Genomic DNA, 14345 nt, shown 5'->3' with positions numbered 1-14345 from the left:
CGCCAACCGGATCAATCCACCCACACGCGAGCGTTGCGGAACATGCGCAGCCAGCCGGCATCTTCCTGCCAGTCATCTGGTTTCCAGGAGTTCTGCACGGCGCGGAATACCCGCTCCGGGTGCGGCATCATGATGGTCACGCGGCCGTCTCGGCTGGTCAGACCGGTGATCCCGCGCGGCGAACCGTTGGGGTTGGCCGGGTAGGTTTCGGTGACCTTGCCGTGGTTGTCGATAAAGCGCATGGCCACGCAGCCGGACAGATCGGCTTCCAGCAGAGCTTCCTCGTTCTCGAACTCGGCATGCCCCTCACCGTGCGCGATGGCAATTGGCATGCGCGAACCGGCCATGCCGCGCAGGAAGATCGACGCCGATTCCTGCACTTGGACCATGGCTACGCGCGCCTCGAACTGCTCGGAGCGGTTACGCACGAAGTGCGGCCAGAACTCGGTGCCGGGGATCAGCTCGTGCAGGTTGCTCATCATCTGGCAGCCGTTGCACACGCCGAGGCTGAAACTGTCCTTGCGCTCGAAGAACGCCTGGAAGCCATCACGGGCACGGCTGTTGAACAGGATCGACTTGGCCCAGCCCTCGCCGGCACCCAGCACGTCGCCGTAGGAGAAGCCGCCGCAGGCAACCAGGCCCTTGAACTCGCCCAGGCTGACACGACCGCTAAGGATATCGCTCATGTGTACGTCGATCGCGTTGAAACCAGCGCGGTCGAAGGCTGCAGCCATTTCCACCTGGCCGTTGACGCCCTGCTCGCGCAGTACGGCGATCTGCGGACGTACACCCTTGCGGATATACGGCGCGCTGATGTCCTGATTGACGTCGAAGCTGAGCTTGGCCGACAGGCCTGGATTGTCCTCGTCGAGGATGGTGTCGAATTCCTGCTCGGCGCACTGCACGTTGTCGCGCAGACGCTGAATCTGGTAGCTGGTTTGCGCCCACTGGCGCTGCAGCAAGCGGCGCTGGCCGCCGAATACCGGCTGACCATTGAAGCTGATTGCCACGTCGTCGCTGTTGACCGGCTGACCGATCACCGCCACGCAGTCGCCCAGACCGGCGGCGCTGAACTGCGCCAGCACTTCCGGGGTGGCGTCCTGATGCACCTGAATCACTGCGCCCAACTCTTCGTTGAACAGCACGGCGGCCAGCTCAGCGCTGTCATCGGCCAAGGCGTCGAGGAACAGATTCAAACCGCAGTGGCCGGCAAAGGCCATTTCCAAAGCGGTAACCAGCAGGCCACCGTCGGAACGGTCGTGGTAGGACAGGATATGACCATCGGCATTCAGGCCCTGGATCACCGCGAAGAAGGCCTTGAGGTCTTCGGCGTCATCCACATCTGGTGCCTGGGAGCCAAGCTTGCCGTAGACCTGGGTAAGGATCGAGGCGCCCATACGGTTCTGCCCACGGCCCAGGTCGATCAGGATCAGGTCGGTTTCGCCCTTGTCCATGCGCAGTTGCGGGGTCAGGGTCTTGCGGATATCGCTGACCGGCGCAAAGCCTGTAACCACTAACGACAGCGGCGAAGTCACGCTCTTATCCGTGCCCTCATCACGCCACTGGGTTTTCATCGACATCGAGTCCTTGCCCACCGGGATGGTGATACCCAGCTCCGGGCACAGCTCCATGCCGACCGCGTTCACGGTGTCGTACAGACGCGCGTCTTCACCCGGATGACCGGCAGCGGCCATCCAGTTGGCGGACAGTTTGATATCGGACATCTTCTCGATGCGCGAAGCGGCGAGGTTGGTCAGGGTTTCGCCAATCGCCATACGCCCGGACGCCGCAGCATCCAGCAGCGCCAGCGGTGTGCGCTCGCCCATGGCCATGGCTTCACCGGTGTACACGTCGAAGCTGGTGGCGGTTACGGCGCAATCGGCCACCGGCACCTGCCACGGGCCAACCATCTGGTCGCGAGCTACCAGGCCAGTAATGGTGCGGTCGCCGATGGTGATCAGGAAGCTCTTGCTGGCCACGGCCGGGTGATGCAGCACGCGGGTCACGGCTTCGTCGATGGCCAGGGTGCTGGCATCGAAATCATCGCCCAGCTCAGCTTCGCGGGCAGCCGAGCGATGCATGCGCGGCGGCTTTCCAAGCAGCACTTCCAGCGGCATGTCCACCGGGGTGTTGGCGAAATGGCTGTCAGTCACGGTCAGGTGGGCTTCTTCAGTGGCCTCACCAACCACGGCAAACGGGCAACGCTCGCGCTCACAGATCGCCTTGAAACGCTCGAAATCGACGGCACTGACGGCCAGTACGTAACGTTCCTGGGACTCGTTGCTCCAGATCTCGTGCGGCGCCATGCCTGGCTCATCATTCGGCACGTTGCGCAGTTCGAAGCGGCCACCACGGCCACCGTCATTGACCAGCTCCGGGAAGGCGTTGGAAATACCGCCCGCGCCAACGTCATGGATAAAGGCGATGGGGTTGTTGTCACCCAGCTGCCAGCAACGGTCGATAACCTCCTGGCAGCGGCGCTCCATTTCCGGGTTCTCGCGCTGTACCGAGGCGAAATCCAGATCAGCCGAGCTGGCACCGGTGGCGACCGACGAAGCGGCGCCGCCGCCCAGGCCGATCAGCATGGCCGGGCCGCCAAGCACGATCAGCTTGGCACCCACGGTGATCTCGCCCTTCTGCACGTGATCTGCACGGATATTGCCCATGCCGCCGGCGAGCATGATCGGCTTGTGGTAGCCGCGCACTTCTTCACCGCGCGGGGTCTGAATCGCCTGCTCAAAGGTGCGGAAGTAGCCGGTCAGGGCCGGACGGCCGAACTCGTTGTTGAACGCCGCGCCGCCCAGCGGGCCTTCAATCATGATGTCCAGCGCAGTAACGATGCGCTCGGGCTTGCCGTACGGCACTTCCCAAGGCTGCTCGAACCCTGGGATGTTCAGGTTGGATACGGTAAAGCCGGTGAGGCCCGCCTTCGGCTTGGCACCACGGCCGGTGGCACCTTCGTCGCGAATCTCGCCACCGGAACCGGTGGACGCACCGGAGAACGGCGAAATAGCCGTCGGGTGGTTGTGGGTTTCCACCTTCATCAGGATATGCACGGGCTCCTGGGTCGCACCGTACTGGCGGGTTTCAGGGTCCGGGAAGAAACGCCCAGCGACGCTACCAACGATCACCGAGGCGTTGTCCTTATAAGCGGACAGTACGCCTTCGCTGTGCATCTGGTAGGTGTTCTTGATCATGCCGAACAGGGATTTTTCCTGGCTCTGGCCGTCGATATCCCAGCTGGCATTGAAGATCTTGTGACGGCAGTGCTCGGAGTTAGCCTGGGCGAACATCATCAGTTCGATGTCGTGGGGGTTGCGCCCCAAACCGTTGAAGCTGGTCACCAGGTAATCGATTTCGTCTTCGGCCAGGGCCAGGCCCAGTTCGACGTTAGCCTTCTCCAGCGCAGCGCGACCACCACCGAGGATGTCCACAGCAGTCAGCGGCTTGGGCTGGGCGTGGCTGAACAGTGCAGCGGCGCCTTCGAGGTTATCTAGCACCAGCTGGGTCATCCGGTCATGCAGTACGTCGGCAACCTGCTGCGCCTCGGCGGCATTCAGCTCGCCGCTGACGTAGTACGCCAGGCCGCGCTCGATGCGCTGAATCTTCGCCAGGCCGCAGTTGCGAGCGATGTCGCTGGCCTTGCTCGACCACGGAGAGATGGTGCCAAAGCGCGGAATGGTCAGGAACAGGCGGCCACTTGGCTCCTGCACCGGCACACTCGGGCCGTATTTCAGCAAACGGGCCAATACCTGCTCTTCGTCGACAGTCAGAACGCCGGTAACCTCAGCGAAATGCGCGAACTCGGCATACAGGCCGGTGACCGCAGGAACCTTGCTGGTCAGTTGCTCAAGCAGTTTGCCGTGACGGAAAGCAGAAAGGGCGGGAGCGCCGCGCAGGATCAACATCGGGGACAGCCTCTGGGAAGGGGTGTACTTTGAGGCCGTGCATTCTAGCCTAAAGCGTTGCCAACGGCACCCGTGGCGGCACGCTGCGTGCAGCGACCGCGCTAGCAGAGAAGCCACCCGCTGTCGAGATATGGCGCGCCCCATGCTTTGCGTATACTGCGCCAATGTTTGCCCAATCTGCGTTCCGTGTGCGCTGCGCCTGCTGGCTGTCGGTGATCGGAATCCTCCTGCTGCTCGGCGGCTGTGCTGAAGAACCCAGCACACTCGAGCGCGTTCAGGCGGAGGGTGTACTGCGGGTGATCACCCGTAACAGCCCGGCCACCTATTTCCAGGACCGTAACGGCGAAACCGGCTTCGAATACGAGCTGGTGAAGCGCTTTGCCGACGACCTGGGTCTTGAGCTGAAAATCGAAACCGCCGACAACCTCGACGAGCTGTTCGCCAGCCTGAACAAGCCCAACGGCCCGGTATTGGCCGCCGCCGGCCTGGTAGAAAGCGACGGACGGCAGCAGCACGCACGCTTCTCCCTGCCCTACCTCGAAGTCACCCCCCAGGTGATCTACCGCAACGGTCAGCAACGCCCAACCCGCCCTGATGATCTGCTCGGCAAGCGCATTCTGGTACTTAAAGGCAGCAGCCATGCCGAACAGCTGGCCGCGCTCAAACTGCAATTACCGGAACTGGCTTACGAAGAATCCGCTGCCGTTGAAGTGGTCGACCTGCTGCGCATGGTTGATGAAGGGCAGATTGACCTGACCCTGGTCGACTCCAACGAACTGGCGATGAATCAGGTGTACTTCTCCAACGTGCGCGTGGCCTTTGATCTGGGCGATGCGCAAAACCTGGCCTGGGCCACTGCCCCCGGTGAAGACCGCAGCCTGCTTGATGAGATGAATGCCTTTATCGAGCGCGCGCACCAGAACGGCAGCCTGCAGCGCTTGAAAGACCGCTACTACGGCCATGTCGATGTACTCGGTTATGTCGGCGCCTACACCTTCGCCAAACACCTGCAGCAACGCCTGCCGCGCTACGAGAAACACTTTCGCGAAGCCGCCCAGGCCAACCAGGTCGACTGGCGCCTGCTCGCTGCCATGGGTTATCAGGAGTCACTTTGGCAACCCACCGCCACCTCGAAAACCGGCGTACGCGGGCTGATGATGCTGACCCTTCGCACCGCCCAGGCCATGGGGGTATCGGACCGCCTGAACCCCAAGCAGAGCATCGAAGGCGGCGCCAAATACATTGTCTATGTGAAGAACCAGCTGCCGGAAAGCATTCAGGAGCCTGATCGCACCTGGTTCGCTTTGGCTTCCTACAACATCGGCGGCGGCCACCTGGAAGATGCGCGCAAGCTCACCGAAGCCGAAGGCCTGGACCCGAATAAATGGCTGGATGTGCAGAAGATTCTGCCGCGCCTGTCGCAGAAGCAGTGGTACAGCAAAACCCGTTATGGCTACGCCCGCGGCGGCGAGCCGGTGCATTTTGTGCGCAACATCCGCCGCTATTACGACATCCTCACCTGGGTAACCCAGCCGCAGCTGGAAGGCTCGCAAATCGCTGAAAGCAATCAGCATGTGCCAGGCATCGATAAACGTCAGCCCAATGAGCAGACCCCGCCGCTTTAAAAACCGCTAGCGCTGTTCACGCCTGGCTTTAAAGAACGCACTCAGCACCGCACCGCACTCCTCCGCCAACACACCGCCCTCAATCAACACACGGTGATTGAGAAACTCCTGGCTGAAAAACTGCCCACGACTCAACGCCACGCCAGCCTTGGGCTCGGTTGCGCCATACACCACACGCTGCACCCGCGCATGCACGATCAGCCCGGCGCACATGCTGCACGGTTCCAAAGTCACATACAGGGTGCTGCCCGGCAGGCGATAGTTATCCACGGCCTGGGCGGCGGCGCGAATCGCCACCATCTCGGCGTGGGCGCTGGGGTCATGAGTGGAGATAGGGCAGTTAAAACCGCGCCCGACAATCTGGCCATCCTGCACCAGCACTGCGCCGACCGGCACCTCGCCTAGGGCCGCACCTTCGGCGGCCAGGGCCAGGGCCTCGCGCATAAAGTGCTGATCCTGGCTGCGATCAATGATCAGGGGGTGGCGCACGCTTAAACGACCTCGATTGATGCCATCAGACCGGTTTCCATATGGTCGATCACATGGCAGTGGAACATCCATACCCCAGGATTATCGGCGACCAGCGCAACGCGCGCGCGCTCATTCTTGCCCAGCAGGTAGGTGTCGGTGAAATACGGGATGATCGACTTGCGGTCCGAAGCCAGCACCTTGAAGGTCATGCCATGCAAATGGATCGGATGCTGATACTGGCTGAGGTTGCGCAGCTCGAAGATATAGCTCTTGCCCAACTGCAGGCGAGCAATCGGCCGGTCGGCGCAGGTCTTGTCGTTGATATCCCAGGCCTGACCATTGATCTGCCAGAAGCTATGCGCCGCGCCCTGATCCAAGCCGACCGACACCGCACCGGCCCATTCGAAGTTGAATTTGACGGTTTCGGCACTAGCCATGTCAGGCTCGGCCACCGGGTTCGCTGGCAGCGCAGGCGGCCACTCACCCGCACCCTCGGCGCCGGGCTGCGCGCGTAAGGTCGCCAAGCGCAATGGACCGTTACGCAGCGACAGCTCATTGCCGGCCGCAGGCACCTTCAACCCAAGTTCGATACGCATACCCGGCCCCAGCCAGTACTCCTTGCCCAGCGGGCGCGGCTCGACCGGATTGCCGTCCAGCGCATAGATACGCGCATCCGCGCCGGGCAGGTTAAGGCGATAAGTCAGGGTGTTATCCAGATTGATCAGGCGCAGACGCACTACCTGCCCAGCAGGTAGATCCAGGGTTGGCGCATGCTTGCCATTGACCGTACTCAGCCGCCCAGGGGTGCCGCCACGCGCCGCCTCGCGCGGTACGCTGAAATCGGTAAAAGCGCCCTGCTCGTCGATATGCCAGCTTTTCAGGTTCAGCGTGTGATCGTGGATGAAACCCGTCGGCTCACGCTCTTCGACGATCAGCGCGCCGACCAGGCCGCGCCCCAGCTGCTCGCCGCTGGCGACGTGCGGGTGATACCAGAAGCTGCCGGCGTCGGGGGTGATGAAGTTGTAGTCGAAGTATTCACCCGGCAGCACCGGCGCCTGCGACACATAAGGCACGCCGTCCATCGCCAACGGCAGACGGATGCCATGCCAGTGAATAGTGGTCGGCACGTCCAACTTATTAATGAAGCGCACGCGCAAGCGCTCGCCCTGACGGCAGCGCAGCTCGACCCCAGGCGCTTGCCCACCATAGGCCCAGGCCGAGGTGGTTTGCCCTGGCACCAGCTCGATATCCAGCGGCGCGGCGATCAGCTCATAGTCGTGGGTCGCCACATTTTCCGGACGACCCAGCCAGTAGCGCACGCCACCAGCACCAAGTCCGACGACGCCAAGCCCAGCCAGGCCGATCAGCATTTGTCTGCGGGAAAACAACATATCCACTCCAGGTTGCCTGGCTATATGCCATGGCCATGCATCGGAGGAAGAACTCACTCCCGATAGATGCAATAGTTTCTCATCTAACTAGCGCTCAAGACGAGCCTGAAATCGAGGCTGATTGCCGCACCGCTGGCATAGGGGATCAGGAAGCGTCCAACTTACCGCCGCCCTGGCCGCCCTGGCCGACCTGGCGCATCGCCTCGGTCAACTCGTCAGGCACCCCGCGTAGGTTAAGGTCGTACTGGTTGTAAGGGATGCTGATATTGGCCGCCGCAAGCGCCTGCAGCATGCTCACCATCAGCTCGCTGCGCGTAGTGGTCCAACGATCGTAGTCCTGCGCCCAGGCGCGCACGCTGAAGTTCAGCGAGCTGTCACCATACTCCTGCAACAACACGACCGGCGCAGGCTCTGCGGCCACTCCAGGGACAGCGCGTGCCACGCTGGCCAGTAGTTCAATCACTTGGGCAGGGTCGCTGCCGTATGCGACGCCGATCGGCACTTCAATGCGCCGATTGCGGTCCTGCAGCGTCCAGTTGGTCAGGTTATTGGCAACCAGAGTGCCATTAGGCACCACGATGTCGGCGCCATCGAAGGTACGGATCTTGGTGGCGCGTAGGCCAATTTCGCGGACGCTGCCGCTGGCGCCGTTGATCTCGATAACGTCGCCAGGCTGAATCGGCCGTTCGAACATCAACACCAGCCCCGACACGAAGTTACTCACCAACCCCTGCAAGCCAAAGCCAATACCCACACCCAGTGCGCCGAACAACAGCGTCAACTGACTGACCTTGAAACCCGCCGCCGACAACGCCAGCAAAAAGCCCAGCAACAGCAGCGCGTAATAGGTGAGCGAGGCGATGCTGTTGCCCACACCGCGTGGCAAGCGGCTATGCCCCTGCAACTGCTCGCGCAGTATCAACTTGGTCGCCCGCGCTGCAGCAATAGTGATCAGCACCGACAGGGCAAACACCAGCACATCTCCAAGGCTGATGGACAATTCGCCGACCTCGACGTCATAGCCCAACACCTGACTGACGAACGCCTGCACCGGCAACAACATGCGAAAGCGATCCATGCTGTACAGCAGCCAACTGACTGCCGCTGCCAGTAGCAATGCGCGACTCAACCAACTCAACAATGCCTGGCCGTGTCGACGAAACAGCCATACCCGCTGCACAGCCGGCAACTCCGTCAGCATCCGCAGCAGCGCATTGACCACAGTCATACTGGCGTACAGCAGCAGGCCGATATAACCGCTGTCAATCACCCCGCTGGTGAGCGTCTGAGTCAGCAGCACGGCACCGCCCAGATTGGCCAGCAGCGAAGCCAGCAGCAGCCCGCCGCCCAGCCAGACAGCTCCACGCACCATCGAGCGCGCCCAGCCGACAGTGCTTTCGGCTCGCCGCAGCATCTGCCGCAGAAGCCAGAGCGTGAGTAGCAGCGCGACGACCGTCAGTCCGAGCTGAAACACGCGATAAAAGTCTTCACCGCCCCATAACAGCGCCCCCAGCCGGTCTGCCAGATACAAGCCAGCCGCCATTAGCGGCCAGCTGCCAAGCAGGTCATGGGCACGCTGCGGGAGCATGCGCAACGCAGGCACCACGGCCAGCAGCGTCAGCACGGGTGCATCCGACTCGAACACCTGCACGACCATCACGGCCAGCAGCAACCAGGCGGACAACGGGCGCGCGGCTACCCGCTGGCTATCGTCATCACGGCTCACGTGAGGCGCCAAGCGCTGCTGGCGCGCCAGCCAGAGCAACACAAGCAACAGCAGCACCAGCAGTGCTTGCATCGTGTGTACTTTGATGGCGTTCACCGCGCTGTAGGCATCGGCAAAGCGGGCTTCAATATCCAGCCCCGGCACCACTGAATCCGCATCGGCTTGCTGGTCGTCAGGCACATGCAGCGCCTGCCACAGCGGCAGCGCATCACGGCTGAACAGGCGTGCATCAACACCGCTGATGACCCTGTCTACTTCTTCGCGCCCAAGCTGAATGCTCGAATTGATCGCGTTAGCGCGTTGCCCCAACTCAATCAGCTGCTCCAGCGGAGCGGCAAGCACCTGCTCGGCCGCCTGCAGTTCGCTGATCATCAAGTCGATCTGCCGAGCCAGAGGCGCGGGCATGCTGTCTGCCGGGGTCGCCGCGCGCGTGGCTTGCCAACGCGCACGGCGCAGCGACAGCTCGGCGGTGTCATCGGCATAAGGTTTGGTGACGGCGCGCATCTGCGTACGCCAGGCTTGAATACGGTGGGCATCGAAGCTCCAGTGGCGCGCCAGACTCTCCAGACGCACAAAAGGCAGCTGGCGCAGTTCATCCACGCTGAAGGCCCGCAATTTCTCATCGACGGGCCGCGCAATGTCATCAAGCAGAGCGCCAAGCGCGGCAGCCGGGTCCGCACTCGCTGCCCGGCGCTTGGCACGGTCCGCCAGACGCTGGTCATCATCCGCGCGCAGCAGAATATCGTTTAAGGCAATTGCCGCAGCAGTCGTAGCAGTGGGGGCAGCAGGAGCAGATTCGTCCTGCGCCAACGCGGAGCTGACGACCAACAGAACGCTCAGGGCCAGCCCCAGCAGATGGCCAAGTGACCTACCCCCGCTTACAGCAAAACGCCGCGCCATTCTCGCCAAGACAAATAGTGCGGTCATTGCTGATCTCCCTGCATAAATGGCCAGACACCCGGATTTTGGTTCAATCCGCTGCCCGAGCATAACCACGACAAGCACCTCACAGCCAGCCTGGCCCAGTGCTCATGGAAATACGCTGCCCTGCAGGTTTTGCGGATCGTCTCGCAAGCCTGGGGTTGATCGAATAAAAAACAGCCCTGCCCTAACCCAATAGAGAACAGCGGCTGTCCGATACCCAGCGTAGTGCCTACCTCATACGCAACCGATCAGGGCCAGCAAAAAGGGGCCCGTAGGCCCCTTCTGGTTACTCCCACTCGATGGTGGCAGGCGGCTTGCTCGACACGTCGTAGGTGACGCGGGAGATACCTTCAATTTCGTTAATGATACGGCCACTGACAGTTTCCAGCAGCTCGTAAGGCAGGTGCGCCCAGCGGGCGGTCATAAAGTCGATGGTTTCCACGGCGCGCAGGGCTACGACCCAGGCGTAACGACGGCCGTCACCGACCACGCCCACCGATTTCACCGGCTGGAACACCACGAAGGCCTGGCTGACCTTGTGGTACCAGTCGGCCTTGCGCAGTTCTTCGATAAAGATATGGTCGGCGCGGCGCAGCAGGTCGGCGTATTCCTTCTTCACTTCACCGAGGATGCGCACGCCCAGACCCGGGCCCGGGAATGGGTGGCGGTAAACCATGTCATACGGCAGGCCAAGTTCCAGACCCAAACGACGCACTTCGTCCTTGAACAGTTCGCGCAGCGGCTCGACCAGTTTCAGGTTCATTTCTTCCGGCAGGCCGCCGACGTTGTGGTGCGACTTGATCACGTGGGCCTTGCCGCTTTTCGCGCCAGCCGATTCGATCACGTCCGGGTAGATGGTGCCCTGGGCGAGGAACTTGATGTTATCCAGCTTGCAGGATTCGGCATCGAACACGTCGATAAAGGTGCGGCCGATGATCTTGCGCTTCTTCTCCGGGTCGGCTTCGCCGGCCAGGTTGTTGAGGAACTGTTCTTCGGCGTTGGCGCGGATCACTTTGACGCCCATGTTTTCGGCGAACATGGCCATCACTTGCTCGCCTTCGTGCAGACGCAGCAGGCCGTTGTCGACGAATACGCAGGTCAGCTGGTCGCCAATGGCCTTGTGCAGCAGCGCCGCAACCACCGAGGAATCCACGCCGCCGGACAGGCCGAGCAGTACGTTGGCGCTGCCGACCTGGGCGCGCACATTGGCAATGGCGTCTTCAACAATGTTGGAGGCGGTCCACAGCGCTTCACAGCCGCAAATTTCCAGAATGAAACGCGAGAGGATGCGACCGCCCTGCTTGGTGTGGGTCACTTCCGGGTGGAACTGCACGCCGTAGTAGCCGCGGCTGTCGTCGGCCATGGCGGCAATCGGGCAGCTCGGGGTGCTGGCGAGAATATGGAAGCCGGCTGGCATGGCGGTGACTTTGTCACCGTGGCTCATCCACACGTCGAGGCCGAATACGCCGTCGTCATCGACGTGATCTTCGATGCCGTTGAGCAAGCGGGCTTTGCCGACGATATCAACGCGGGCATAACCGAACTCACGCAGCTCGGAGCCTTCAACCTTGCCGCCCAGTTGCTCGGCCATGGTTTGCATGCCGTAGCAGATACCGAAAACCGGTACACCGAGGTCGAACACGGCTTTCGGTGCACGCGGACTGCCGGCTTCATGCACCGACTCCGGGCCACCGGCGAGGATGATGCCGCGCGGGGCGAAGGCACGGATGTCATCGTCGCTCATGTCGAACGGGTGCAGCTCGCAATACACGCCAATTTCGCGCACGCGGCGGGCAATCAGCTGGGTGTACTGGGAGCCGAAATCCAGAATCAGGATGCGGTGAGCGTGGATATCTTGATGAGCCATGGCCGTCTCTCGTAGCGAAATTCACAAATAACTCGGGGCTGCCCCGTTTTTCTCAACAGCAACAGCCCCGCGCTTTCCCAATCTTTCCAAAAATCGATTTGCCGCGTCGCGAGCGCAGGTCAGGCAAGGCGAAAAGAATCGAGAAAGCGGAGTTGGCTGAAGCCAATGAGCATTTCGAGTTTCTTTTCAACGCAGCATGGCCAAGCGCAGCAGCGTCAAATCGATTTTTTAGCCGACGCGATAGTTCGGTGCCTCTTTGGTGATCTGCACGTCGTGTACATGGGACTCGGCCATGCCAGCACCGGTGATGCGCACAAACTCAGGCTTGCTGCGCATCTCTTCGACCGTTGCACAACCGGTGTAGCCCATGGAGGCACGCAAGCCGCCCATCAGCTGGTGCACGATGGCCGCCATTGCGCCCTTGTACGGCACACGGCCTTCGATGCCTTCCGGCACCAGCTTCTCGGCACCGGCCGAGGAGTCCTGGAAGTAACGATCGGAAGAGCCCTGCGCCTGCGCCATGGCGCCCAGCGAACCCATGCCGCGGTAAGCCTTGTACGAACGACCCTGGAACAGCTCGACTTCGCCCGGTGCTTCTTCAGTACCGGCGAGCATCGAGCCGATCATCACGCAGGACGCGCCAGCCACGATGGCCTTGGACAGGTCACCGGAGAAGCGGATACCGCCATCGGCGATCAGCGGAATACCGGTGCCCGCCAGCGCTGCAGCAACGTTGGCCACGGCGGAGATTTGCGGCACGCCGACACCGGCGACGATGCGCGTGGTGCAGATCGAGCCAGGGCCAATGCCGACCTTGACCGCATCGGCGCCGGCTTCGGCCAGAGCCTTGGCGGCTTCGCCGGTGGCGATGTTGCCGCCGATCACCTGAACGTCAGGGAAGTTCTGCTTGACCCAACGCACGCGGTCGATCACGCCTTTGGAGTGACCGTGGGCGGTATCAACGATGATCACGTCAACGCCGGCGTTAGCCAGTGCGGCGACGCGGTCAGCGGTATCGGCACCGGTGCCGACAGCTGCGCCAACGCGCAGACGACCTTGGTCGTCTTTGCTGGCCAGCGGGTAGGCTTTGGCTTTTTCGATGTCCTTGACGGTCATCATGCCCTTCAAATGGAAGGCACCATCGACGATCAGGACTTTTTCGATGCGGTGCTTGTGCAGCAACTCGCGCACCACGTCTTTGTCGGCACCTTCCGGGACGGTGACCAGACGCTCTTTTGGCGTCATCACTTCACGCACGGTGGCGTCCAGGCGGTTCTCGAAACGCACGTCACGGGAGGTGACGATGCCGACCAGGTCGCCATCGCTCAGCACCGGTACGCCAGAGATGTTATGCATACGAGTCAGGTCGAACAGATCACGTACGGTGGCGTCGGCTTCGATGGTGATCGGGTCCTTGACCACGCCCGCCTCGTAGCGCTTGACCTTGCGCACTTCGGCAGCTTGCTGCTCGACGGTCATGTTCTTGTGGATGATGCCGATGCCGCCTTCCTGAGCCATGGCAATCGCCAGACGGGCTTCAGTCACGGTATCCATAGCAGCAGAGAGCAACGGAATATTCAGTTCAATGCCACGGGTCAGGCGCGTTTTGAGGCTGACATCCTTCGGCAGAACTTCGGAATAACCTGGAATAAGTAGAACGTCGTCGAAGGTAAGAGCTTCTTGACTGATACGCAGCATGGCGGGGGCTCCCGGACGGGAAAATTGGAAGCGCGCCATTATACTCAGACGCCCCCCTGCACTCAACGCAAAGTATCGACCTGTCGGCCTAAACATTTACCAACGGGCATTTTGCCCTACACATCGACCCGCACCAGCGACACCGGATAGCCCAAGCGCGCAGCAAACTCGTCGAGAAAGCTTTGCTTAAAGCCGGCATCCGCCCAGTTGTTGAAGATAAAACCCAGGTTGGAAAAGCCGCAGGGCTGCAGAAACAGAAAACCGTTGATGTCATCTTCATGGCCGCAGCGCGGACAGGTGAAGTTATCGGTATGCCCCGGCATCCATTCCTCCAGGCTGTCGAACAACGCCTCGCCCACCTCTTTGCGGCACTTGGCGCAGCCAGCTTCCTCAAGAAAGCCGCTGGTCGGGGTATAGATGCAGCGTTTGTAGATAATCTCCAGGCCATGCACTGCCTGCCCAAACGGCAACAGCTCGGGCCGCTCAACCACCCGCCGCGCGCCCTCGGCAATGCCGTAGCCCATGTGTTTGAAGGTACGCCCACAGGTGCTCAACTGCTCCTCGATGATGTTCTGCTTGACCAGCCAGCGCACAATCAACCGCGCCCGCGCCTCATGGCCGGGAAAGCTGGAAATCTGCGGCACGATGATCGCTTGCTGCTCACTCATAACGGGACTCGGTTTGCGCTAAAGGCGCGCAGCTTAATGGGCTCACGGTGACGGTCAAGACCAATCC

At 61.6% G+C, this 14345-nt stretch carries 8 protein-coding genes; 1 reads left to right on the top strand and 7 read right to left on the bottom strand.

The window, feature by feature from the left end; all coding sequences use genetic code 11:
- Positions 1-11: 11 nt before the first annotated feature.
- Positions 12-3908, bottom strand: coding sequence for a phosphoribosylformylglycinamidine synthase (gene purL / locus P3C18_RS06575; protein ID WP_275961046.1), 3897 nt, complete (start codon positions 3906-3908; stop codon positions 12-14).
- Between the two features lie 164 nt (positions 3909-4072).
- Between purL and mltF the strand changes: the two genes are divergently transcribed.
- A complete protein-coding gene (gene mltF, locus P3C18_RS06570; RefSeq protein ID WP_275961045.1) occupies positions 4073-5533 on the top strand; it encodes a membrane-bound lytic murein transglycosylase MltF in 1461 nt (486 codons plus the stop codon).
- A 6-nt stretch (positions 5534-5539) separates the two neighbouring features.
- Here mltF and tadA read toward each other — a convergent pair whose 3' ends face one another.
- The 6 genes from tadA to P3C18_RS06540 all read right to left on the bottom strand — a co-directional run bounded on the left by tadA (position 5540) and on the right by P3C18_RS06540 (position 14278).
- The gene (tadA, locus tag P3C18_RS06565; RefSeq protein ID WP_275961044.1) at positions 5540-6022 is read right to left on the bottom strand and encodes a tRNA adenosine(34) deaminase TadA; all 483 of its coding nucleotides are present in this window, start codon (positions 6020-6022) and stop codon (positions 5540-5542) included.
- A gap of 2 nt (positions 6023-6024) precedes the next feature.
- Positions 6025-7395, bottom strand: a complete 1371-nt coding sequence (locus P3C18_RS06560) for a multicopper oxidase family protein (protein ID WP_275961043.1) — start codon at positions 7393-7395, stop codon at positions 6025-6027.
- A 145-nt stretch (positions 7396-7540) separates the two neighbouring features.
- Positions 7541-10048, bottom strand: a complete 2508-nt coding sequence (locus tag P3C18_RS06555; protein ID WP_275961042.1) for a mechanosensitive ion channel domain-containing protein — start codon at positions 10046-10048, stop codon at positions 7541-7543.
- A 283-nt stretch (positions 10049-10331) separates the two neighbouring features.
- Positions 10332-11912 carry a glutamine-hydrolyzing GMP synthase gene (gene guaA, locus P3C18_RS06550; RefSeq protein ID WP_275961041.1) on the bottom strand — a complete coding sequence of 527 codons (1581 nt, stop codon included), beginning with the start codon at positions 11910-11912 and terminating at the stop codon, positions 10332-10334.
- Between the two features lie 228 nt (positions 11913-12140).
- The gene (gene guaB / locus P3C18_RS06545; RefSeq protein WP_275961040.1) at positions 12141-13610 is read right to left on the bottom strand and encodes an IMP dehydrogenase; all 1470 of its coding nucleotides are present in this window, start codon (positions 13608-13610) and stop codon (positions 12141-12143) included.
- Positions 13611-13726: 116 nt separating this feature from the next.
- Entirely contained in the window at positions 13727-14278 is a 552-nt protein-coding gene (locus P3C18_RS06540) for a sugar ABC transporter ATPase (protein WP_275961039.1), read from the bottom strand.
- Positions 14279-14345 lie beyond the last annotated feature (67 nt).

The organism is Pseudomonas sp. 1928-m (assembly GCF_029269135.1).
Classification (GTDB): Bacteria; Pseudomonadota; Gammaproteobacteria; order Pseudomonadales; family Pseudomonadaceae; genus Aquipseudomonas.
The sequence above is the reverse complement of the archived record's forward strand: the minus strand, read 5'-3'. Positions and strand labels throughout refer to the sequence as shown.